The organism is Pseudomonas sp. RL_15y_Pfl2_60, assembly GCF_963970595.1.
Lineage (GTDB): Bacteria > Pseudomonadota > Gammaproteobacteria > Pseudomonadales > Pseudomonadaceae > Aquipseudomonas.
This window is the reverse complement of the sequence record NZ_CAXAOE010000005.1, coordinates 466,923-490,813: the sequence shown is the minus strand read 5'-3', so window position 1 is coordinate 490,813 and position 23,891 is coordinate 466,923. Positions and strand designations below refer to the sequence as shown.

21 protein-coding genes and 1 pseudogene are annotated in these 23,891 nt (G+C 55.6%); 12 read left to right on the top strand and 10 right to left on the bottom strand.

Annotation, left to right across the window (positions count from 1 at the left end; all coding sequences use genetic code 11):
- Positions 1–223 precede the first annotated feature (223 nt).
- Positions 224–655, bottom strand: coding sequence for an OsmC family protein (locus AACY26_RS16390; protein WP_089361160.1), 432 nt, complete (start codon positions 653–655; stop codon positions 224–226).
- Between the two features lie 236 nt (positions 656–891).
- Here AACY26_RS16390 and crp point away from each other — a divergent pair, with 236 nt between their 5' ends.
- The gene (crp, locus tag AACY26_RS16385; protein WP_010486147.1) at positions 892–1,536 is read left to right on the top strand and encodes a cAMP-activated global transcriptional regulator CRP; all 645 of its coding nucleotides are present in this window, start codon (positions 892–894) and stop codon (positions 1,534–1,536) included.
- A gap of 116 nt (positions 1,537–1,652) precedes the next feature.
- On the opposite strand, the gene trpC is transcribed toward crp, so the two are convergent.
- The 6 genes and pseudogenes from trpC to rpe all read right to left on the bottom strand — a co-directional run bounded on the left by trpC (position 1,653) and on the right by rpe (position 7,217).
- Entirely contained in the window at positions 1,653–2,492 is an 840-nt protein-coding gene (gene trpC / locus AACY26_RS16380; protein WP_339515662.1) for an indole-3-glycerol phosphate synthase TrpC, read from the bottom strand.
- A complete protein-coding gene (gene trpD, locus AACY26_RS16375; protein ID WP_339515661.1) occupies positions 2,489–3,538 on the bottom strand; it encodes an anthranilate phosphoribosyltransferase in 1,050 nt (349 codons plus the stop codon). The genes trpC and trpD overlap by 4 nt, the downstream gene beginning before the upstream one ends.
- A complete protein-coding gene (locus tag AACY26_RS16370; protein WP_339515660.1) occupies positions 3,538–4,131 on the bottom strand; it encodes an aminodeoxychorismate/anthranilate synthase component II in 594 nt (197 codons plus the stop codon). Before AACY26_RS16370 ends, trpD begins: the two co-directional genes overlap by 1 nt.
- Before the next feature lie 10 nt (positions 4,132–4,141).
- Positions 4,142–5,617 (bottom strand): anthranilate synthase component I, encoded by a 1,476-nt coding sequence (trpE, locus tag AACY26_RS16365; protein WP_339515659.1) that lies wholly within the window; start codon positions 5,615–5,617, stop codon positions 4,142–4,144.
- Positions 5,618–5,685: 68 nt separating this feature from the next.
- Positions 5,686–6,543, bottom strand: a pseudogene (locus tag AACY26_RS16360) (phosphoglycolate phosphatase).
- Positions 6,543–7,217 (bottom strand): ribulose-phosphate 3-epimerase, encoded by a 675-nt coding sequence (gene rpe / locus AACY26_RS16355; RefSeq protein WP_339515657.1) that lies wholly within the window; start codon positions 7,215–7,217, stop codon positions 6,543–6,545. Before rpe ends, AACY26_RS16360 begins: the two are co-directional and overlap by 1 nt.
- Before the next feature lie 136 nt (positions 7,218–7,353).
- Between rpe and AACY26_RS16350 the strand changes: the two genes are divergently transcribed.
- On the top strand, positions 7,354–8,364 hold the full coding sequence (locus tag AACY26_RS16350; protein WP_339515656.1) for an alpha/beta hydrolase family protein: 1,011 nt from the start codon (positions 7,354–7,356) through the stop codon (positions 8,362–8,364).
- Between the two features lie 25 nt (positions 8,365–8,389).
- Here the strand turns inward: AACY26_RS16350 and AACY26_RS16345 are convergent, their stop codons facing one another.
- From AACY26_RS16345 to AACY26_RS16335, 3 genes are read right to left on the bottom strand one after another with little or no spacing between them, the layout of a single operon-like run.
- Positions 8,390–9,139 (bottom strand): DnaJ domain-containing protein, encoded by a 750-nt coding sequence (locus AACY26_RS16345; RefSeq protein WP_339515655.1) that lies wholly within the window; start codon positions 9,137–9,139, stop codon positions 8,390–8,392.
- Position 9,140: 1 nt separating this feature from the next.
- The gene (gene murU, locus AACY26_RS16340) at positions 9,141–9,812 is read right to left on the bottom strand and encodes an N-acetylmuramate alpha-1-phosphate uridylyltransferase MurU (protein ID WP_339515654.1); all 672 of its coding nucleotides are present in this window, start codon (positions 9,810–9,812) and stop codon (positions 9,141–9,143) included.
- A complete protein-coding gene (locus AACY26_RS16335) occupies positions 9,809–10,843 on the bottom strand; it encodes an aminoglycoside phosphotransferase family protein (RefSeq protein ID WP_339515653.1) in 1,035 nt (344 codons plus the stop codon). The genes murU and AACY26_RS16335 overlap by 4 nt, the downstream gene beginning before the upstream one ends.
- A gap of 125 nt (positions 10,844–10,968) precedes the next feature.
- Between AACY26_RS16335 and AACY26_RS16330 the strand changes: the two genes are divergently transcribed.
- The 10 genes from AACY26_RS16330 to AACY26_RS16285 all read left to right on the top strand — a co-directional run bounded on the left by AACY26_RS16330 (position 10,969) and on the right by AACY26_RS16285 (position 23,871).
- A complete protein-coding gene (locus AACY26_RS16330; protein ID WP_339515652.1) occupies positions 10,969–13,743 on the top strand; it encodes an LPS-assembly protein LptD in 2,775 nt (924 codons plus the stop codon).
- Positions 13,724–15,016 carry a peptidylprolyl isomerase gene (locus AACY26_RS16325; protein WP_339515651.1) on the top strand — a complete coding sequence of 431 codons (1,293 nt, stop codon included), beginning with the start codon at positions 13,724–13,726 and terminating at the stop codon, positions 15,014–15,016. Before AACY26_RS16330 ends, AACY26_RS16325 begins: the two co-directional genes overlap by 20 nt.
- The gene (pdxA, locus tag AACY26_RS16320) at positions 15,013–16,008 is read left to right on the top strand and encodes a 4-hydroxythreonine-4-phosphate dehydrogenase PdxA (RefSeq protein ID WP_339515650.1); all 996 of its coding nucleotides are present in this window, start codon (positions 15,013–15,015) and stop codon (positions 16,006–16,008) included. Before AACY26_RS16325 ends, pdxA begins: the two co-directional genes overlap by 4 nt.
- Positions 16,009–16,141: 133 nt before the next feature.
- Positions 16,142–16,954, top strand: coding sequence for a 16S rRNA (adenine(1518)-N(6)/adenine(1519)-N(6))-dimethyltransferase RsmA (gene rsmA, locus AACY26_RS16315; protein ID WP_339515649.1), 813 nt, complete (start codon positions 16,142–16,144; stop codon positions 16,952–16,954).
- A gap of 104 nt (positions 16,955–17,058) precedes the next feature.
- On the top strand, positions 17,059–17,439 hold the full coding sequence (apaG, locus tag AACY26_RS16310; RefSeq protein WP_339515648.1) for a Co2+/Mg2+ efflux protein ApaG: 381 nt from the start codon (positions 17,059–17,061) through the stop codon (positions 17,437–17,439).
- Entirely contained in the window at positions 17,439–18,260 is an 822-nt protein-coding gene (locus tag AACY26_RS16305; protein WP_339515647.1) for a symmetrical bis(5'-nucleosyl)-tetraphosphatase, read from the top strand. The genes apaG and AACY26_RS16305 overlap by 1 nt, the downstream gene beginning before the upstream one ends.
- Positions 18,260–18,589, top strand: a complete 330-nt coding sequence (glpE, locus tag AACY26_RS16300) for a thiosulfate sulfurtransferase GlpE (protein WP_339515646.1) — start codon at positions 18,260–18,262, stop codon at positions 18,587–18,589. The genes AACY26_RS16305 and glpE overlap by 1 nt, the downstream gene beginning before the upstream one ends.
- A 414-nt stretch (positions 18,590–19,003) precedes the next feature.
- Entirely contained in the window at positions 19,004–20,926 is a 1,923-nt protein-coding gene (locus AACY26_RS16295; protein ID WP_010486113.1) for a PrkA family serine protein kinase, read from the top strand.
- Positions 20,927–21,022: 96 nt separating this feature from the next.
- Positions 21,023–22,294, top strand: a complete 1,272-nt coding sequence (locus AACY26_RS16290; RefSeq protein ID WP_339515645.1) for a YeaH/YhbH family protein — start codon at positions 21,023–21,025, stop codon at positions 22,292–22,294.
- Positions 22,291–23,871 (top strand): SpoVR family protein, encoded by a 1,581-nt coding sequence (locus tag AACY26_RS16285; RefSeq protein ID WP_339515644.1) that lies wholly within the window; start codon positions 22,291–22,293, stop codon positions 23,869–23,871. Before AACY26_RS16290 ends, AACY26_RS16285 begins: the two co-directional genes overlap by 4 nt.
- Positions 23,872–23,891 lie beyond the last annotated feature (20 nt).

Genomic DNA, 23,891 nt, shown 5'->3' with positions numbered 1-23,891 from the left:
GTGGTCGAGCATGCCCGTCAACCGTGAAATACTCGGTTGCGTAGGACGGTTAACACCTCTTCGCTTTGGCGATTTTGGTTATGTGTACGAAGCGCATAGCGCCCCTAAAAAGGGGCGCCATTATGCAGATGCAAAGCAACGCCCGCCAGAGTGTGAACGCTGCAAATGATAAAAGGATGTCAGCAGCAGGCTAAAACATCAGGTGAAGACGCTTTATCGCAGCTTATTGAGCCTGACCGAGTTCGACAATCTCGTAGTCGTGGGTGATCTCAACGCCCCCGCGAGCCAGCATGATTGATGCAGAACAGTACTTCTCAGCCGAGAGTTCAACCGCGCGCTTGACCTGCGCCTCTTTCAAACCACGGCCCTTGACCACGAAATGCAGATGAATCTTGGTGAACACCTTGGGCTCTTCTCCCGCCCGTTCGGCTTCAAGGAACGCCTCGCAGCTTTCAACTGCCTGGCGTGACTTCTTGAGAATGCTCACCACATCGAAATTGCTGCAGCCACCAAGGCCAATCAGCACCATTTCCATGGGCCGCACACCCAGATTGCGCCCGCCGCTTTCAGGGGGGCCATCCATAACCACGGCGTGACCGCTACCCGACTCACCAATAAACAGGGCTTCGCCAGCCCATTGAATGCGCGCTTTCATTACCAAGCCTCCGCTGACCAAAAGGCCAGCAGCTTATCACAGCCCTCTAAACACCCGGCTATAGCCGTACTTTAGTAAAAGTTCAACTCAATGTTGCTAGCTGGGTCGCAAAATGAGTCTGTGTAAGATAGTGTTGGTTAAGCTGACGCCACTTTACTGGCACACTAGCTCACATAACTAATAAGAAAACGCCTGCAATACACAAGGCACACATTTTTATATTTCGGGACTCGGGCATGGTCGCAATAACCCTTACACCTAAAATAAAGAACCTCGACAAGCTTCTTGCACATTGTCATCGCCGTCGTTACACGGCAAAAAGCACCATCATCTATGCGGGTGACCGCTGCGAAACACTGTTCTTCATTGTTAAGGGTTCGGTAACGATCCTGATTGAAGATGACGACGGCCGCGAGATGATCATCGCGTACCTCAACTCTGGCGATTTTTTCGGCGAGCTGGGCCTGTTTGATAAAGAAGGCGCCGATAAAGAGCGCAGCGCCTGGGTCCGCGCAAAAACCGAGTGCGAGGTTGCTGAACTGAGCTACACCAAGTTCCGCGAACTGACGGAACAGGACCCGGACATTCTCTACGCGCTGGGCAGCCAAATGGCTGAACGCTTGCGCAATACCACCCGCAAAGTGGGCGACCTGGCATTCCTTGATGTAACCGGGCGTGTGGCCCGCACCCTGCTTGATCTGTGCAAGCAGCCAGATGCGATGACTCATCCTGATGGCATGCAGATCAAAATTACTCGCCAGGAAATCGGTCGGATCGTCGGCTGCTCCCGTGAAATGGTTGGCCGTGTACTCAAAGCCCTCGAAGAACAGGGCCTGGTCCATGTCAAAGGCAAAACCATGGTTGTTTTCGGCACGCGCTGATAGCGCTACAGTGCAGAAAGCTGCATAAAAAAACCGCTACTCAGGCAGACTGAAGTAGCGGTTTTTTTTGCCTTTACGGCCATGGCCTGCGGCAGCTAGGTGCTCGGCATCAGCCCTTAATCAACATCAAGGTTACTGCTGATCAAACGCTTGCGGTCCGGGAAAAACAGGCGCTCAAGCTCAACCCCTGGCTTTTCTGCACGCATAAAGGTTTCGCCGACCAAAAATGCATACACTTCGTTGATTTCCATCAACTCAACATCCGCACGATTGATGATGCCGCTCTCGGTCACCACAAGGCGCTCACGCGGAATCCGCGGCAATAACTCCAGGGTCGTCTCAAGGTTGACCTCAAAGGTATGCAAGTTACGGTTGTTGATACCGATAAGCGGAGTATCCAGCGTTTGTAACGCACGCTCCAACTCATGACAGTCGTGCACTTCGACCAGAACATCAAGGTTGAATGATTTAGCTGTCGCTGCCAGCTCTGCCATTTGCCCATCGTCCAATGCCGAGACAATGAGCAATACGCAATCGGCGCCCAACGCACGGGACTCGACAATCTGATAAGGGTCAATCATGAAGTCTTTGCGGATCACCGGCAGCGAGCAGGCGTTGCGCGCCAACTGCAAGAAGTGGTCAGCGCCCTGGAAGAAGTCGATATCGGTCAATACCGATAAGCAGGTTGCACCGCCCTCCTGGTAACACTTGGCTAGCTCTGCGGGGTCAAAATCCTCACGGATCACACCCTTGCTTGGCGAAGCTTTTTTAATCTCGGCAATCACTGCCGACTTCTTCGCAGCAGCCTGTTCAAGCAGTGCCAGAGCAAAGCCTCGCGGCGCATCCGCAGCCCGCGCATCACGTTCCAATTCACTGAGACTGGTAATGCGGTTGCGCGCAGCAACCTCTTCGACTTTACGCGCAAGAATCTTTTCCAGAACTGTTGGCACGCTCACCCTTCGCTCTCCTGTTTGAATACTGCAGTGAATGATGCCAGCTCTTCCATTTTTTCGCGCGCAAGGCCAGTACACAAAGCATCGTGAGCCAACTGCACACCTTCTTTGAGGGTGCTTGCCAGATCAGCGGCATACAGCGCCGCACCAGCATTGAGCGCGATCAGGTCCGCGGCCTTTTCGCCCGCCTCGGTTTTCCGCTTGCCCAAGGCGTCGCGAATCAATTCCAGCGATGCCTCGGGACTGTCGACCGTGAGCCCAACCAGGCTCTGGCTCTTCAGGCCCAGGTCTTCAGGAAGCACTTCGTACTCGCTGACTTGACCGTCTTTCAACTCAGCAATATGGGTCGCTGCGGCGAGGCTGAACTCATCTAGGCCATCGCGCGAATGCACCACCAGAACATGCTTGCTGCCAAGGCGCTTAAGCACCTCAGCCAGCGGTCGGCACAAAGCCTGGCTGAACACGCCGACAACCTGATGCTTCACCCCTGCCGGATTGGTCAGCGGGCCGAGCATATTGAACAGGGTACGCAACCCCAGCTCTCGACGAGGCCCAGCCGCATACTTCATAGCCTTGTGATGGACCTGGGCGAACATAAAGCCGACGCCGACACTATCAATGCAGCGCGCCACCTGTTCCGGCGTCAGATTCAGATAGATGCCAGACGCCTCAAGCAAATCAGCACTGCCACTTTTACCCGAAACAGCGCGATTACCGTGCTTGGCAACCTTGCCGCCCGCCGCAGCCACAACAAAGCTTGCTGCGGTTGAAACGTTGAAGATGTTCGCGCCATCACCGCCCGTCCCGACCACATCGACGACATGATCCAGGCTCGGCAACAGCACATGGCTGGCTAACTCACGCATGACTGAAACAGCACCGACGATTTCATCTATCGTCTCGCTCTTCATGCGCATGCCCATCAAGAAAGCGCCGATCTGCGCCTCGGTGCACTGGCCAGTCATGATTTCACGCATGACGTCCTGCATTTCCTCGGTGCTCAGGTCGAGCTGACTGACGATCCGGTTAAGGGCTTGCTTGATGTCCATCAGCGCGCGCCTCCTTGCTGTTTGAGGAAGTTGGCAAACAACTCATGACCTTGCTCAGTGAGAATAGACTCAGGATGGAACTGCACCCCTTCAATATTCAAGGTTTTGTGGCGCAGGCCCATGATTTCATCGACCGCCCCATCTTCAGTTTGGGTCCAGGCGGTCAACTCAAGGCAGTCGGGCAAGGTCTCACGCTTGACCACCAATGAGTGATAGCGCGTTACGGTCAGAGGGTTATTGAGCCCGGCAAAGACACCTTTATCCTGGTGATAAACCGGGCTGGTCTTGCCGTGCATGACCTGGCGCGCACGCACCACATCGCCACCGAAGGCCTGGCCGATGCTTTGGTGTCCCAGGCACACGCCAAGCAGCGGTAACTTGCCAGCGAAGTGCTTGATCACTTCAAGCGAAACGCCCGCCTCATTCGGCGTACAAGGCCCCGGCGACACGACGATCCGGTCAGCCCCTAGCGCCTCGATTTGAGCAATGGTCAATTCATCATTGCGTATGACTTTGACCTCTTCACCCAGCTCACCGAGGTACTGCACCACGTTGTAGGTAAAGGAGTCGTAATTATCGATCATCAGTAACATGGCAGGCTCCTCAGTGAGATTGTTCGGCTAGGGCAACAGCGCGGAACATGGCTCTGCGCTTGTTCAGCGTTTCTTCCCACTCGAGTTCAGGGACAGAGTCAGCAACAATCCCGCCACCCGCCTGCACATGCAACTCACCGTTCTTGATGACTGCCGTACGAATTGCAATGGCTGTGTCCATATTGCCATTCCAGGCCATATAACCCACCGCGCCGCCGTATACCCCACGCTTGACCGGCTCTAGCTGGTCAATGATTTCCATGGCGCGGATTTTCGGTGCGCCGGACAAGGTACCCGCAGGCAGAATGGCACGCAGCGCGTCCATCGCCGTCAGCCCCGGCTTCAACTGGCCGGTAACATTGGACACGATATGCATGACATTGGAGTAGCGCTCGATAACCATTTTCTCGGTCAGTTTGACACTGCCGGTGTTGGCCACACGGCCCACGTCATTGCGCCCAAGGTCAATCAGCATCAGGTGCTCGGCAATTTCCTTGGCATCGGACAGCAGATCGACTTCCAGCGCATGGTCGGCCTCTTCATTGGCTCCACGCGGCCGCGTACCTGCGATGGGGCGTACGGTGATGAGGTTGTCTTCAACCCGCACCAGCACTTCCGGCGAACTGCCAACGACGTGGAAATCGCCAAAATTGAAGAAGTACATATAGGGTGTCGGATTGATGCAACGCAGTGCCCGGTACAGATCAATCGGCGCAGCCTTGAAATCAATCGACATGCGCTGCGATGGCACGACCTGCATGCAATCGCCCGCCAAAATGTATTCCTTGATGGTATCAACCGCGCGTTCGTAGTCTTGGCGACTGAAACTTGAACGGAACGCCGGCTCCGCGCCCACAGGTGCATTCAGGTCAACACCAAGGCGTGGTTCGATGGGCTGGCGCAGCTTGTGCAGAATTTCTTGCAGATGCGCTTGAGCCTGTTCAAAACCATCTTCCAAGGCTGGATCGGCCAAGACAATTGCATGCATCTTGCCCGCGAGGTTGTCGAAGACCACCACCGCATCCGAGACCATCAACAGAATATCTGGATTACCCAGCGGGTCCGGATTTGGACAAACAGCCAGGCGCTTTTCAACGTAGCGCACGCTGTCGTAGCCAAAATAACCGACCAGACCACCATTGAAACGTGGCAAGCCCGGCAAGGTCGGAACTTTGTAGCGCTCTTTGAATTGCTCGACAAACGCCAGCGGATCTTCACATTCGTGGCGCTCGGTCTCGACGCCATCGATGCTGACAATGACGGTATGCTCGTAGGCGCGCAGCACTGTGCGTGCCGGCAAGCCAATAATTGAGTAACGCCCCCATTTCTCACCGCCCTGCACCGACTCGAGCAAGTAGGTGTTGGCTTGATCGGCCAGCTTCAAGTAGATCGACAGCGGGGTGTCGAAGTCAGCAATGGTTTCGTGGGCAACAGGGATACGGTTATAGCCAGACGCGGCTAAACGCAGGAATTCTTCGCGGATCATGATCTGCCTCGTGGTTTGAGGGTAAAACGGTCGTGTGCAAACGCGCCGGCTAACCGGCCAAGATCAATTCAGAGGCGCCAGCGCCAACGGGCCAGGGCCTTGATGATTTTCATTCCGGCTCGTTCAAGCCAGAGTTTGCAGGTAACCACCACGGGAAAATCTCTTGGGCGTGGATTAAAGTCAGGCAACACTAGCGCAGCCGCCGGGTCTAATCAACCCAGCGATGCGACGGAGTCGAAGGAAATCAGTGCTTTGAGCTCACGTAAATCATTCACCACGCAAGCTGGACACTCCTCGCTGATGGGTCGGCCGTGATTGTAGCCATAACTTAAAGCCACACATGCCACTTGAGCCCCCTTGGCTGCAAGCACGTCATTACGTGAATCACCCACAAACAGTGCCTGGTTTGCGCCCACCTGAGCCAGGTGCATAACATGCTTCAGCGCGGCGGGGTCAGGCTTTTGTTGGGGCAAGGTATCGCCGCCGATGATCCAGCGGAAATAGCCGCCCAGGTCTTTCTCATCGAGCAACGGCGCCACAAACCGCTCTGGTTTATTGGTCACCACCGCCATCACCACGCCTTGCGCCTGCAGCCAATCGAGGGTTTCGACCACGCCAGGATAAACCTGCGTCAGTTGATGGTTGTCTGCATAGGCTTGCATAAACAACTCAAGTGCAGACTCTGTTTGCGCCTCATCGACATGCTCATGAGCCATTCCACCGGCCAAGGCGCGACGCACCAGAACCCGCGCGCCATTACCAATCCACAGGCGTACATTTTCAATACCCGCCGGCGTGCGGCCTAGCGCAACAAGGGTTTTATCAAGGGCTGCCGCCAAGTCCGGGGCGGAATCAATCAGGGTGCCATCAAGGTCGAACATCACCAGCTTCGGTAGTTTGCCTTCAAGCACCGCACTTAACGGCATCAGGCTTGCACCCGCGCCAGTTCAGCACGCATGGCATCGATTACAGCGCGGTAATCGGGCTGATTGAAGATCGCCGACCCGGCAACAAAGGTATCCGCGCCCGCTTGAGCAATCTCGGCGATATTGCCGACATTGACCCCGCCATCGATTTCCAGGCGAATCTCACGACCACTGGCATCAATCAGCGCCCGCGCTTCGCGCAGCTTGTCCAAGGTGCCGGGGATAAACTTCTGCCCACCAAATCCAGGGTTAACGCTCATCAACAGGATCATGTCGACCTTATCCATGACATGCTTGAGCACGCTCAGCGGCGTCGCCGGATTGAACACCAGGCCCGCTTTACAACCGCCGTCGCGGATCAGTTGCAGGGAACGATCAATGTGCTCGGACGCCTCGGGATGGAAGGTGATATAGCTGGCACCGGCCTCAATGAAATCGCCAATAATGCGATCAACCGGCTTGACCATCAGGTGCGCATCAATTGGCGCGGTAACCCCGTACTTACGCAGCGCCGCGCAAACCATAGGCCCGATAGTCAGGTTGGGCACATAGTGATTGTCCATGACATCAAAGTGAACAATATCGGCGCCCGCAGCGAGTACGTTATCCACTTCCTCGCCCAGTCGGGCAAAATCAGCAGAAAGGATTGACGGGGCGATGGCAAAGGGCTGCATGGCTAACCTCAGAAAAACACACGGATTGCGCGCATTGTAGCAGCCCACACTAAGGTTTTGCCGCGCAGATGGCTGCTTACAACTCAGTGTCGAAACCGCTAGGCTGGATCACTCAGGTAGCTGGGAGCATCTATTTATGTTGTTGCGCGTAATTTTTATTGTTTTAAGTCTACTGATTGGCCCCTTGGCGCTTGCTGAAACCGAGCCGCCCACCCCGACAAAGACGCCAGAAAAGCCTGTCGAACGCCCGGCCCTTGGCGAGCGTAGCCAGGCCGAAACAGCAGCACTGGAGAGGCAGCTTGCGGCCAACGAACAGCAACAACTCAAAACCCAGGCCAGCGAAACCTTTCTCGCCCTTTGGCGCCCCGGAAACAGTGCGCCAGCCAAAGGAGCGGTGATTCTGGTACCGGGTGAAGATGAAAGCGCCGACTGGCCGATTGGCATTGGCCCGCTGCGCCGCAAACTTCCGGATACCGGCTGGAGCAGCTTGAGCCTGTCACTTCCCGACGTCGAGTCGAAGCCCTCACCAGAACACACTAGTACCCTTGAGCCCGGCGATGCCACGCCCTCGACTGAGACCGAAATGCCTGAGCCGTCGGCAGAGCAGAAGGAAACTCCCGCCGAGGCAACATCCGACCCCGCCGAGACAGCTCAAGAAACAGCCACAAGCCCGGCAGACAGCGACACCGGCAATGATGCGCAAAAAGACTACGCCACACGGGTACTGGCACGCATTGCCGAGGGCATCAGCTTTGCCCAACAACAAGGCGCCACTACTGTCGTGCTGGCCGGCCACGGTACCGGCGCCTATTGGGCTGCCCGTTATCTCGCCGAACAGCAACCGCCATCGGTGAGCAACCTGCTATTGATTGCAGCGCAGGCGCCCACAGAATCCAGCCCGGATTTAGATGCTTTGCTCAGCGAGCTTAAGCTTGCAACCGGCGACTTTTACTACAAAGACCAACTGGTCGAACGTAACGCCGCAAAACAACGCCTGAATGCGGCCAAAAGACAAAAGCGCACGGCCTACATCCAGGTCGCAATGAATTCATTGCCGGGTAATAGAGATGTTGAGCAAGAGCAACTGTTTCGACGCATCAAAGGCTGGCTAAGCCTGCACTTGCAAAGCAGCCCGGCCACACAATAGCCAGGTTTCTACATCACCGCCTGGCTCAAAACCCTCGGCGCTGTCGAACCAGGTTGTAGGCCTGATGCAGCTCCCGGGTTTTATCCGTTGCAGCACGCACCTGCTCCACACTGGCGCCATTGCCTTGCAGCTTGTCCGGATGGTGGCGACTCAGCAAGCGTCGATATGCACGCTTGATCTCTGCCGGAGTGCTGTCTGCGGTAACGCCTAGCAGGCGCAACGCTTGCTGGTAGCTGGACTGCACGGGCATTGATGGCTGAGTCCCGCCCCTCGTGCGAAGCGCTTCGTTAGCATTTACCGAGACGCCCAGCCAGGTCCCCCACAACAAAATCAGCTCTCGCTCCGACCGGCTCACCGGCCCAGCTGCACCGACCATACGCCAGCAGGCGCCCAACAGTGACTTGGCGTTGTGCGCTTGGCGGCGCAACGGGCTGCGTAGATTGTCGCGCCCGGTTTTCCCCCGGGAAAACGCCTCAATCGCGCGCCGTTGAGCTGACTCATCAAGCTTCAGGCGCTGCATTTCGACCCGTACCTGATCAATATGCTGTTGGCGCACCCGCCCGTCACATTTGGCTAGACGCCCAAGCATGATGAACAGTAAATCCTCATCCTTTGCCTGCTCGGGGCCGCCGACACGCTCGCGCAGTTGCGCCCAACTGGCCAGCCGTAGACGCCGGTCAACAACCTGCCCCAGCAAGGCGCCCAGTAAGCCGCCGGGGATGCTGGCAATGGCAAACCCTGCAACAGCACCCAACACCGTGCTCGGCCAGATCACTTTAGTGCTCCCGCGCCAACAACTGTTCAACATCAGCCAAACGCTCGTGGGTGCCGACGTCTATCCAGTGTCCGCTGAAATGCTCACCACTGACCAAGCCCCGCCCCATTGCCTCGCGCAGCAGCGGCGCAAGCTTAAACGCGCCAGGCTCACAGCCGGCAAATAGCTGAGGTGACAACAGCGCAATACCGCTATAGGTCAAGCAGGGCTGATCTATAGCGCCGTCCCGCACCATGCCCTGCTGCAGACTAAAGTCACCCTGGGTATGGTGCGCAGGATTGTCGACCAGCACCAAATGCGCCAGGCCACTCAGTGGCTGTTGTAAATTTGCGAAACTGTAATCGGTGAAGACATCACCGTTAACGACTAGAAACGGCTCATCTCCCAATAACGGCAGGGCGCGAAAAATGCCGCCACCAGTCTCCAACGGCTCACCTTCTGCCGAATAGCGGATGCTCACACCAAAACGACTGCCGTCACCCAGGTAGTCCTCGATCTGCTGCCCCAGCCAGGCATGGTTTATCACCAGCTCGGTGAAACCCGCACTGGCCAAGGCATTGATGTGATATTCAATTAGCGGCACGCCTGCGGCGCGCACCAGCGGTTTAGGTGTATGCAGTGTCAGCGGACGCATGCGTTCGCCCTTGCCTGCGGCTAAAATCATTGCCTTCATTGCTGATCCACCACCGCTTCACTTGCACGCGGCAAGCTGCTAAATAATTGCGCCAACTCCGCCAGTTCAGGGCGGCGCTGGATAACCGCATTGATATAGGCAAAGAATCTCGGCACATCGGCCAGGTACTTGGGCTTACCATCACGATGACAAATACGCGCAAAGATACCGATGACTTTCAGGTGGCGCTGCACCCCCATCAAGTCACTGGCCCGTAAAAAATCTTCGAGATTGGCTTGAACAGGAATCCCCTTTGCCTGAGCCTGTTGCCAATAGTCTTCAAGCCACTGACGCACCTGATGTTCCGGCCAACTGACGAAGGCATCCTTGAATAGGCAGGTCACGTCATAAGTGACTGGCCCATAGACCGCGTCCTGAAAATCAAGCACGCCCGGATTAGGCTCGCTAATCATTAGATTGCGCGGCATAAAGTCGCGGTGAACCAAGACTTTGGGTTGAGCCAGGGCACTGTCGATCAACAAACGGCTCATCTTGTCCCATGCGCCTTGCTGCTCAGCATCAAACTCAATCTGCAAATGATGTTTAACGTACCACTCAGGAAACAGCTCCAGCTCTCGACGCAGCAACGCCTCGTCGTAGCTTGGCAGCACGGTGTCCATAGGCAACTGCTGAAGTGCGAGCAGGGCTTGCAGGGCATCAGCAAATAATGGGTCGGCATTCTCAGGCGTGATGACATCCAAATAAGTTTGCGTGCCCAGGTCGTTCAACAACAAGAAACCTTGCTCGACATCTTCAGCCAAAATCAATGGCACATTCAGGTTTGCGCGCTGGAGTAAGGCCGCAGTTTTCACAAACGGCCGACAATCTTCATTCGGTGGCGGTGCATCCATCACAATCAACGTGCGATTTTCACCTTGCCAGCGAAAATAACGACGAAAGCTCGCATCACTGCTTGCAGAGGTCAATGTAGCGGCCGGAACCGCCCCCCAGCCTTGCTTTGCAAACACATTGGGCAGTTGCTGATCGAGCCATTTATCCAGCAGTTCTAGGCGTATATCTTCTTTATGCATTACAAGGGTCTCCGACGGCCCTAGCCGTTGCGCGGGTCATGCTTTATTATCCAGCATCTTTTAAAGCCCATCGAGAGGCGTGCGGCCTCTGGGTCATTAGCGCGCAGGAAGCCCGGAAAAATAAGATGGCAGTAAAATACCCCGCTATTCGTAAAAAATTCCCACTTCTGGTGACTAGTGGCCTATTGGCCTTACAACCTGTTGCCAGTCAATTCGCCGTGGCGGCCGAACAGTATGACTGTGCGGCTTCTGCATCCGGCGGTTGGGCCTGTACACCCAAAACGGCCGATGCTGCAGTGCCTGCGCGCCCGATTCATGACGAATCCAGCCTCAGTGCACCTGCCACTTCAGATGCTCGTACCGGTGGCAAAGTTGCAGCTGCGGCTGTCGGCACCAAGCTTGTCACTGAAAGTGAAGGCAAAGGCCTGACATCGCGCAGTGCAGATTACAGTCATTTGGACTGGGTGCCCCGTGAAAAGTTGACCGAAGCGCAACTCGCCGAAACGGCACCCTACTGTTCAGGGGCCTACGTCGAGCCTGATCGCCCTGGCATGAATGACGAGACGCCGCTCAATCAAGCGCCAATGTTTGTCTCGGCTAAGGCCTCGCGTTACCAGCAGGAAGAGCAGATTGCCACGCTGGCCGGTGATGTCGTGATCCGCCAGGCAAGCATGCAGGTCGAGGCCGACGAGGCCAATCTGCGCCAGGCTGAAAACATCGGCGAGCTGAACGGCAACGTGCGACTGCGTGACAAAGGTGCCTTGGTTGTCGGCGACCATGCTGAACTGCAACTGGACAACGGCGAAGCTAAAATCGACAACGCCGAATATGTCATGCACCGTGGCCATATCCGCGGTAACGCGCTTTACGCCAAACGTGAAGAAACCGCGATTATTCGTCTTAAAGACGGCACTTACACCAGCTGTGAGCCTGGCAGCAACGCCTGGCACCTGACAGGCAACAACATCACGTTGAACCCTGCCACCGGCTTCGGCACTGCAACTAACGTAACGCTGCGGGTCAAAGACTTCCCGGTGTTCTACACGCCGTACATCTATTTCCCAATCGATGACCGTCGCCAGTCCGGCTTCCTGCCGCCAACCATCGGCAGCTCAAGTGACAACGGTTTCGAGCTGGAAACCCCTTACTACTTCAACCTTGCGCCGAACTACGACGCCACCCTGTACCCGACGTACATGAGTGACCGTGGCTTGTTGATGGAAGGTGAAGGCCGTTACCTGACCAAGAGCAGCGAAGGCCAGATTGGCGCCGCCTACCTCAATGATCAAAACGACGACCGCAAGCTGCAGTCCGACTACAGCGACACCCGCTGGATGTACAGCTGGCAGCACAAGGGCGGCCTGAATAATCGCCTGCTCGCTGAAGTCGATTACACCGACATCAGTGATCCTTACTATTTCCAGGACCTCAATACCGACCTGGGCATTGATACCCCTGACTTCGTAAACCAGCGCGGCACCCTGACTTATCGCGGCGACAGCTACACCGCCCGCCTTAATGCTCATGCCTACGAGCTGGCGACCATCAGCGAGATCACTCCGTATAACCGTCTGCCGCAAATCACCCTGGACGGCAAACTGCCATTCCAGCCGGGTGGCGTTCAGTTTGGCTACGGCACCGAGCTGGTTCGCTTTGACCGCGACCTGCGCGATGGCAACTATATCGACGAGGATGGCAATCCAGAACGACGTCTCGATGAGAACGTGAGAGGCCTGGCCCGCGCCAACGGTGACCGCCTGCACCTCGAGCCTTCGGTCAGCTTGCCGCTGGACTGGAGCTGGGGCTATATCAAGCCGCAGGCTAAATACCTCTACACCAACTACGATCTGGACTTGGACAGCCAAGGCAAGTCGACGCTGCTCGCCGAGCAGAAGTATGACAGCACGCAAAACCGTGGCGTTGGCATGCTCAGTGTCGACAGTGGCCTTTACTTTGATCGCAACACCCAATGGTTCGGCACCAACTACCGCCAGACCCTTGAACCGCGCCTGTACTACCTCTATGTGCCGGAAGAAGATCAAACTGATATCCCAATATTCGATACCAGTGAAACCACCTTCAACTACAACTCGTTGTTCCGCGAAAACCGTTTCTCGGGTAAAGATCGCATTGGCGATGAGAACAAGCTGTCGCTGGGCGTGACCAACCGTTGGATCGAGGAAAATGGCTTCGAGCGCCAGCGTTTCAGCATCGGCCAGGCCTTCTACTTTGCTGATCGCAAAGTACAGTTGGCAGGCATCGACTACAAAACCCGTGACGACGCCCAGGCATCGGTATCACCTTACGCGCTGCAGTACCTGTATCGCTTCAACCGCGACTGGCGCTTCAGCTCGGATTTCAACTGGGATCCGGACAGCCATACAACCCGCTCTGGCAGCGCCATGTTCCACTACCAGCCTGAAGATAACCCGAACAAGGTTATCAACGCTGGCTACCGCTATCGCAACGACACCGTGCGTTACGACCAAAGCACCGGTAACTGGGTCGTTGGCGGTGGTGACTACGGCACGCCAGGCAGCCCGAACTACATCGAAGACTATTACAAGATCAGCCAGCACGACTTCTCGGTTATCTGGCCAATTGTTCCGCAGTGGAGCGTTATTTCACGCTGGCAGTACGATTACAGCCGCAACCGTACCCTGGAGGCCTTTGGTGGCTTTGAGTACGACAGCTGCTGTTGGAAACTGCGTTTAATCAATCGTTACTGGATCGACAATGACGAAGTGAGCCAGAACCCATCGTTTAACGATGAGCCCGATCGCGGCATCTTCTTGCAGATCGTACTCAAAGGCCTGGGCGGTGTGACTGGTAATAAAACTGAATCTTTCCTCGACCAAGGCATTCAAGGTTATCGTGAACGTGAAGACAAAGCTTTCTGATTACGTGCGCCCCCTGTTATTGGGCGCGATGTTGATAGGTACTGCGGTACAGGCTGAAGTACAACCTCTGGACCGTGTAGCGGCCATCGTCGATAACGACGTAATCATGCAGAGCCAACTCAATGGGCGCATGAAAGAGGTTCAGCAAACCATCGCCAAGCGTGGCTCGACCTTGCCGCCGGAGCACGTGCTCCAGCAGCAGGTACTGGAACGTCTGATTATTGAAGACATCCAGCTGCAGATTGGCGAACGCTCAGGCATCCGCATCACCGACGAAGAGCTCAATCAGGCCATCGGTACTATTGCCCAGCGCAATGGCATGAGCGTTGATCAGTTCCGCGCCGCGCTGAATCGCGATGGCTTGTCGTTTGACGAGGCACGTGACCAGGTTCGCCGTGAAATGATCATCAGCCGTGTACGCCAGCGCCGGGTTGCCGATCGCATCCAGGTTAGCGACCAGGAAGTCCAGAACTTCCTCAACTCAGATTTGGGCAAGATGCAGTTGTCCGAAGAGTTCCGCTTGGCCAACATCCTGGTACCGGTCCCGGAAAGTGCAGCACCTGAACAGGTTCAAGCTGCTGAACGCCAAGCCCAGGACCTTTACCAGCAATTGCAACAAGGTGCTGACTTCGCCCAGCTGGCAATCGCACGCTCTTCCAGCGAAACAGCGCTGGAAGGTGGCGAAATGGGCTGGCGCAAGGCAGGCCAACTGCCGCCGCCATTCGACAACATGCTGAGCAAGATGAGCGCTGGCGATGTAACTGAACCGGTGCGCACGCCTGGTGGCTTTATCATCATCAAGCTGCAGGAAAAACGTGGCGGCGGCGCTCAGGTGCGTGATGAAGTCAGTGTTCGCCATATCCTGATCAAGCCAAATGCCATCCGTAGCGATGCCGAAAGCCATCGTCTGGCTGAACGCCTCTACGAGCGAATCAAAGCCGGCGAAGACTTTGCCGAACTGGCGAAAAACTACTCGGAAGACCCAGGCTCGGCGCTCAATGGCGGCAAGCTTGACTGGATCGACCCCACCGCCCTGGTTCCTGAGTTCCGCGAAGTAATGGACTCGACCCCAAGCGGTGAAGTGTCCAAGCCATTCAAGTCACGTTATGGCTGGCACGTCCTTGAAGTCATGGGCCGCCGCGCCACTGACAGCAGCGAACAATATCGCAAGCAGCAGGCTCAGACGATTCTGCGCAACCGTAAGTACGACGAAGAACTGCAAGCCTGGCTGCGGCAGATCCGCGACGAGGCTTACGTAGAAATCAAGCAGTGAAAACGCAACGTTTTGCACTGACGCCGGGTGAGCCAGCAGGCATAGGTCCCGACCTATGCCTGCTGCTTGCCCAGCAAGCACAACCCCACCCGCTCATCGTTATTGCCAGTCACGCCCTGCTTGCAGAGCGTGCGGCTTTGCTTGGCTTGACAATCCGCCTGATCCACACCACTCCTGACGCTTGGCCAGATCGGCCCGCGCCGGCAGGCAGCCTGTATGTCTGGGATACCCCACTCGCCGCTCCGGTAATAGCCGGCCAGCTAAATCCATCCAACGCGGATTATGTGCTGCAGACGCTGACCCGCGCAGGCCAAGGCTGTGTTGATGGTCACTTTGCCGGGATGATTACCGCCCCGGTTCATAAAGGCGTGATCAACGAGTCTGGCATTGCCTTCTCCGGCCATACCGAGTTTTTGGCCGAACTAACGCACACCGAACAGGTGGTCATGATGCTCGCGACCCACGGTCTGCGAGTTGCCTTGGTCACCACCCACCTGCCGCTTAAAGATGTGGCTACAGCGATCACCGACGAACGCCTGAGCCGGGTCACCCGCATTCTCTACAACGACCTGCGCAGTAAATTTGGCCTTGCCAACCCGCGCATCCTGGTATGCGGTCTGAACCCACACGCCGGTGAAGGCGGTCACCTGGGGCGAGAAGAAATCGACGTCATCGAGCCTGTCCTTGAGCGCCTGCGCGCTGAAGGCATACAGCTTGTAGGCCCGCTCCCCGCTGACACATTGTTCACCCCCAAACATCTTGACCATTGCGATGCCGTGCTTGCGATGTATCACGACCAAGGTTTACCCGTGCTCAAGTTCAAGGGGTTTGGCGCGGCGGTGAATATAACCCTGGGCCTGCCAATAATCCGCACCTCGGTCGACCACGGCACCGCACTGGATTTAGCAGGCAGTGGCAAGATCGACAGCGGCAGCATGGACGTTGCATTGCAAACGGCCTACGACATGGCCGCCAGCCAATTGAGCGGCTGATTGCGCGCAGAGCACAGATGAAGAGCGACGCCAGCGTGACGACTCCCTGTTAAACTACCCAATCAATATCCTTTTATATTGCTTTAAGCTCGGCTTGACGCTTGGAGCTGCTTTTAAAGCCTGAGAGTTACTAATGTCCGAGAGCTATCAACACCGTGCGCGCAAACGCTTTGGCCAGAATTTTCTGCATGATGCTGGCGTGATCCACCGCATCCTTCGCGCAATTCATGCCAAAGAAGGCGAGCACCTGCTTGAGATCGGCCCGGGACAAGGTGCGCTGACCGAAGGTCTACTCAACAGCGGTGCGCAGCTGGACGTGATTGAGCTCGATAAAGACCTGATTCCGATCCTGCAAGCCAAGTTCGGCAGCCAGCCGCGCTTTCGCCTGAATCAGGGTGATGCCCTGAAGTTTGACTTCAAGCGCCTTGAAGCACAGCCGCGCAGCCTGCGCGTTGTCGGCAACCTGCCATACAACATCTCGACCCCGTTGATATTCCACCTGCTGGACAATGCCTCGCTGATTCGCGACATGCACTTTATGCTGCAAAAGGAAGTGGTTGAGCGCCTGGCCGCTGGCCCTGGCGGCGGTGACTGGGGTCGCCTATCGATCATGGTGCAGTACCATTGCCGAGTGGAACACTTATTCAATGTTGGGCCAGGTGCGTTCAACCCGCCGCCTAAAGTCGACTCGGCGATTGTCCGCCTAGTGCCGCACGAAGTGTTGCCCCATCCAGCCAAAGATCACAAGCTACTGGAGCGAGTGGTTCGCGAAGCGTTCAATCAGCGCCGAAAAACCCTGCGCAATACTCTCAAGGCCTTGCTACCCGCCAGCGAGATCGAAGCCGCCGGAGTCGATGGCAGCCTGCGCCCTGAGCAACTAGACCTGGCTGCGTTCGTACGTCTGGCCGACAAGTTGGCAGAGCAGGCTGCGCCGACTCCAGAATAAATACCTGAAGGTTTGTGCGCGTTATAAACCGGCACCAAGCCTAGCCATACGTTTTAATGCAATAGGCACCAGCCACAGCATCACCTAGCCCAGCAGGTTTGAGCATGTCAGATTCGCCATATCAAATAGACGTCAGCGTTGCGACTCGATACCTGCCGGAGCAGTCACAGGCCGAGCAAAACCGCTTCGCATTTGCCTATACCGTGACCATTACCAACAATGGCCAGATTGCCGCCAAGCTGCTGTCGCGACACTGGTTGATCACTGACGGTGAAGGCCGTGTGCAAGAGGTCCGCGGCGCTGGCGTGGTTGGTGAACAACCGCTGATAGCACCGGGCCAGAGCCACACTTATACCAGCGGCACCGTCATGACTACTCGTGTTGGCACCATGCAGGGCAGTTACCAGATGGTTGCCGAAGACGCTACGTCCTTCGATGCCCAAATCGCGCCCTTTCGCCTAGCTGTCCCAGGTTCCCTGCACTAATGCCTACTTACGCTGTTGGCGACCTGCAAGGCTGCCTTAACCCCCTTAAATGCTTGCTCGAACAAGTCGCCTTCGACCCTGCCAAAGATAAACTGTGGCTCGCCGGTGACCTGGTTAACCGCGGCCCGGAATCACTGGCGACATTGCGTTTTCTGTATGCCATGCGCGACTGCGTAACCTGCGTACTGGGCAATCATGACCTTCACCTGCTTGCCGTTTCACACAACGCCGAGCGCCTGAAGAAGTCCGACACACTGCAAGAAATCCTCGACGCACCAGACCGCGCTGAATTGCTCGACTGGCTGCGCCAGCAAAAGCTCATGCACTTTGACGCCAAGCGCAACCTGGCCATGGTCCATGCAGGCATTGCTCCACAATGGAGCATCGACAAGGCGCTCAAGCGCGCTGCTGAAGTCGAAGCAGTACTGCGTGACGACAACCGCCTCAAGCCGTTTCTCGATGGCATGTATGGCAATGAGCCTAGCGTGTGGAGTAACGAGCTAAGCGGCGTCCCGCGCCTACGGGTGATTACCAATTACTTCACCCGCATGCGCTTTTGTACGGCAGACGGGACCCTCGACCTGAAAAGCAAGGAAGGCCTGGATACTGCCCCGGCTGGCTATCAACCCTGGTTCAGCCATAGCCAGCGTAAAAGTCGTGGGACCAAGATTATCTTCGGTCACTGGGCAGCCCTTGAAGGCAAGTGCCCAGAACCCGACTTATACGCATTGGATACTGGCTGTGTATGGGGCGGCGCACTGACATTGATGAATATTGATAATGCTAAACTGCATCGCTGTGAATGCAGTGAGGAAAGCTAATGAGTGAATTCAAGCGAATCTCCCCTGAACAGGCCCAAGCCCTGCGCCAGCAAGGCGCCGTGGTGGTCGATATTCGTGACCCGGACAGCTTTGCGGCAGGTCACATCAGCGGCTCGCAGCACCTGGATAATCACTCACTGGTCGACTTCATCGCCCAGGCAGACCTTGATCACCCCTTGATTGTCTCCTGCTACCACGGCAACTCCAGTCAGGGCGCCGCAGCCTATTTAATCGGCCAAGGCTTTACTGATGTGTACAGCCTTGATGGTGGTTTCGAGTTGTGGCTGGCACGCTTCCCCGGCGAAACCAGCAAATCTGCTCAGGAATAAATTTTTACATCACGCCAAGCCGCACCAGCCAAGGCTTGGCGCCCTCTTCTGGCATTTCCATCATAAGGATATGGCCACTTGACGCTTGACCTCTCTGATTACCAACTATCATTTATCTTAGGCCATCTAAATACCAAGTAGAGCCTGCCATCCGGCATCCGGGCCATCGGTATGATAGGAACCTAATGAAAGCGAGCAAGCGAGGGCAGTGCAACGCATCAAGAGACTAAAGCGCGGTTTGCTACGGCAAAGAGGCGCATTGAGCAGCTTGATCACGGCGTAACGTCTGGCGCAGCAATTTTCAGAGGTTCAGTAGGTGCTCTGGGGGGATATCCAAGGCTGATGACTCAGCCAACCACCCACGCCTGCACGACCGATCCCGAGCCGTCTCTGGACATTGAGCGAGGTGAAGTCATGAGCATTTTCAGTCACTTCCAACAACGTTTCGAATCGACACGCCAGGAAGAGCTGTCTCTGCAGGAGTATCTCGAGCTATGTAAGCAGGATCGTAGCGCTTACGCCTCGGCCGCAGAGCGCTTATTGCTGGCAATTGGCGAACCGGAGCTACTCGACACATCAAGCAACTCGCGATTATCGAGAATATTCTCGAACAAGGTCATACGGCGCTATCCGGCGTTTGCTGACTTCCACGGCATGGAAGAATGCATTGACCAGATCGTCTCCTACTTCCGCCATGCCGCCCAAGGCCTTGAGGAAAAGAAACAAATTCTCTACCTCCTGGGCCCGGTAGGCGGCGGCAAGTCTTCTCTGGCTGAAAAGCTCAAGCACTTGATGGAAAAAGTCCCTTTCTATGCCATCAAGGACTCGCCGGTCTTCGAGTCTCCGCTTGGCTTGTTTAGTGATGCCGAAGACGGTGCAATCCTTGAAGAGGAATACGGCATTCCCCGACGCTACCTCAACAGCATCATGTCGCCTTGGGCAACCAAGCGGCTCGCAGAGTTTGGCGGCGATATCAGCCAGTTCCGTGTGGTTAAGCTCTACCCCTCGATCCTCAAGCAAATCGCCGTCGCCAAAACCGAGCCTGGCGATGAAAACAACCAGGATATTTCCGCATTGGTCGGCAAGGTCGATATCCGCAAGCTGGAAGAATATCCACAGAACGACGCCGACGCCTACAGCTACTCAGGCGCCCTGTGCCGAGCCAACCAAGGCATGATGGAATTCGTCGAGATGTTCAAGGCACCGATCAAGGTGCTGCACCCATTGCTCACGGCCACCCAGGAAGGCAACTACAACAGCACCGAAGGCCTTGGGGCAATTCCCTATAACGGCATACTGTTGGCGCATTCCAACGAATCTGAATGGCACAGCTTCCGCAACAACAAGAACAACGAGGCGTTCATCGACCGGATCTATATCGTCAAAGTGCCCTATTGCTTGCGCGTCAGCGATGAAATCAAGATCTACGACAAGTTACTGGTCAACAGCTCCCTGGCCAACGCGCACTGCGCGCCTGACACCCTGAAGATGCTGGCTCAATTTTCAGTGTTGTCGCGGCTGAAAGAGCCAGAAAACTCGAATATATACTCGAAAATGCGCGTCTACGACGGTGAAAACCTCAAGGACACCGACCCTAAAGCCAAGTCGATCCAGGAGTATCGCGACAGTGCTGGCGTCGATGAGGGCATGAACGGCCTTTCAACCCGCTTCGCCTTCAAGATCCTGTCTAAAGTCTTCAACTTCGACGCCAACGAAGTCGCTGCCAACCCAGTGCATTTGCTCTACGTGCTTGAACAACAGATTGAGCAGGAGCAATTCCCGGCTGAAGTGCGCGAGCGCTATCTACGCTTTATCAAGGAATACCTGGCGCCACGCTATATCGAGTTTATTGGCAAGGAAATCCAAACCGCTTACCTCGAATCCTACAGCGAGTATGGCCAAAACATTTTCGACCGCTACGTGCTGTACGCCGACTTCTGGATTCAGGACCAGGAATACCGCGACCCTGAAACCGGTGAAATCCTCAATCGTGTAGCACTCAACGAAGAACTGGAAAAAATCGAGAAGCCAGCAGGCATCAGCAATCCAAAGGATTTCCGCAACGAAATCGTCAATTTTGTATTGCGTGCCCGGGCCAACAATAACGGCAAGAACCCAACGTGGCTCAGTTACGAGAAGCTACGTGTGGTGATCGAGAAGAAAATGTTCTCCAACACCGAAGACTTGCTGCCAGTCATCAGTTTCAACGCCAAGGCCAGTAAAGAGGATCAACAGAAGCACAACGACTTTGTTACGCGCATGGTTGAACGTGGTTACACCGACAAGCAAGTTCGCCTGCTGTCCGAGTGGTACCTACGGGTACGTAAATCACAGTAACCGAACCCCACGCGGGTTGCTGCAGGCATTCAAATACCTGCTGGCCATAGAGGTGCCTGAGCCTAGTCTCGTTCAGGCATGCTCTAAGGAGAAGTCATGAGCTACGTGATCGACCGACGCCTAAACGGCAAGAACAAGAGCACGGTAAACCGTCAGCGCTTTTTACGACGCTACCGCGAGCACATCAAAAAAGCGGTTGAAGAAGCCGTCAGCCACCGTTCCATTACCGATATGGAGCACGGCGAGCAAATCAGTATCCCGGGACGTGATATCGATGAGCCTGTGCTGCACCACGGCCAAGGCGGTAGGCAAACTACCGTGCACCCTGGCAATAAAGAGTTTTCAGCCGGTGATCGCATCCCACGCCCGCAAGGGGGCGGCGGCGGTCAAGGCAGCGGTAAGGCGAGCAACTCCGGCGAAGGCATGGATGAATTCGTCTTCCAGATCACCCAGGAAGAATTCCTCGACTTCATGTTCGAAGACCTCGAACTGCCCAACCTGGTGAAACGCCACCTAACCGGCACAGACACCTATAAAACGGTTCGGGCCGGCATCAGCAGCGAAGGCAATCCATCACGCATCAATATCGTGCGCACCCTGCGCTCAGCCCACGCCAGGCGCATTGCCCTTTCCGGCAGCAGTCGAGCCAAGCTCAAACTCGCACAAGCGGAACTTGAACGTTTAAAGCGTGAAGAACCGGACAATTTCGGCGACATTCAAGCAATTGAAGAAGAAATCAGCAAATTGCATGCACGTATCAACCGCGTGCCATTTCTCGATACCTTCGACCTTAAATACAACCTGTTGGTAAAACACCCCAATCCCAGCTCCAAAGCGGTCATGTTCTGCTTGATGGACGTCTCCGGCTCAATGACCCAGGCCACCAAGGACATCGCCAAGCGCTTCTTCATCTTGCTCTACCTGTTTCTCAAGCGTAACTACGACAAAATCGAAGTGGTGTTTATCCGCCATCACACCAGCGCACGCGAGGTGGATGAAGAAGAGTTTTTCTATTCACGGGAAACGGGCGGCACCATCGTTTCCAGCGCCCTGAAACTGATGCAAGAGGTTATGGCCGAGCGTTACCCGGTCAACGAGTGGAACATCTACGCCGCCCAGGCCTCCGATGGCGACAACTGGAATGACGACTCGCCGGTATGCAGGGATATTTTGATCAACCAGATCATGCCCTTTGTACAATACTTCACCTATGTCGAGATCACTCCGCGCGAGCATCAGGCGTTGTGGTACGAATATCAGCAGGTTTGTGATGCGTTTGCTGACACCTTTGCTCAGCAGCAGTTGGTGACTGCCGGTGATATTTATCCGGTATTCCGCGAACTTTTTCAGCGCAGGCTTACAGCATGACTACTCATGAACAGGCCACATCCGAAAGAAAGCGCCAGCCGATCTCAACCGGCTCCGAGTGGACCTTTGAGCTGATCCGCACCTATGACCGTGAAATCAGCAGGCTTGCCGAGCGTTATGCGCTCGACACCTACCCCAACCAGATTGAAGTCATTACTGCTGAGCAAATGATGGACGCCTATGCGTCCGTCGGCATGCCGCTGGGTTACCACCACTGGTCTTACGGCAAGCAGTTTCTGTCCACAGAGAAAAACTACAGCCGCGGGCAAATGGGACTCGCCTACGAAATTGTCATCAATTCCGACCCGTGCATCGCCTACCTCATGGAAGAAAACACCATGTGCATGCAGGCGCTGGTTATCGCCCATGCCTGTTACGGCCATAACAGCTTTTTCAAGGGCAACTACCTGTTCCGCACCTGGACCGATGCCAGCTCGATCATCGACTACCTGGTATTCGCCAAGCAGTACATAATGCAGTGCGAGGAGCGCCACGGCATTGATGCGGTTGAAGACCTGATCGACTCCTGCCACGCCCTGATGAATTACGGCGTTGACCGCTACAAACGCCCCTACCCGATTTCCGCCGAGGAAGAGCGCCGCCGCCAGAAAGAGCGCGAAGAACACCTGCAAAAACAGATCAACGACCTCTGGCGCACCATTCCCAAAGGGGCAAGTAAAGACAGCGACAAGGACGACAACCGCTTCCCGTCCGAGCCACAGGAAAACATCCTCTACTTCCTGGAAAAACATGCGCCACTGCTTGAGCCCTGGCAGCGCGAAGTGATTCGTATCGTCCGCAAAATCGCCCAATACTTTTACCCACAGCGCCAAACCCAAGTCATGAACGAAGGCTGGGCGACCTTCTGGCATTACACGCTGATGAATGACCTCTATGACGAAGGCCTTGTCACAGAGGGATTCATGCTCGAGTTCTTGCAATCCCACACCAGCGTGATCTACCAACCCGCATTTGACAGCCCCTACTACAGCGGTATCAACCCTTATACCTTGGGGTTCGCCATGTATTGCGATATCCGGCGAATCTGTGAGCATCCAACAGAGGAAGATCAACGCTGGTTCCCGGAAATTGCCGGCAGCGACTGGCTGAGCACCCTTAAATTCGCCATGCACAGTTTCAAGGATGAAAGCTTTATCCTGCAGTATCTATCACCCAAGGTGATCCGCGATCTAAAGCTATTCAGCGTGCTTGATGATGACCAGAAAGATGAATTACTGGTCCCGGCCATCCATGACGAACACGGCTACCGGATGATTCGCGAAATCCTCGCGGCACAGTACAACCTGGGTAACCGCGAGCCCAACGTGCAGATATGGAGTATCGACCGGCGTGGCGATCGCTCCCTGACCCTGCGCCACCAGCAACACGACCGCAAGCCGCTGGGCAGTTCTACCGAAGAAGTGCTCAAGCACCTGCATCGCCTGTGGGGTTTCGACATCCACCTTGAGGTCATGCAGGGCGACAAACTGATTAACAGCCAGCATGTCCCACCCAAGAATGACAATGCGCGTGAAGGCGATTACCCACGACTCGACCTGATAATCCCACCCATTTGACCGGTTGTGCTTTACCTCCC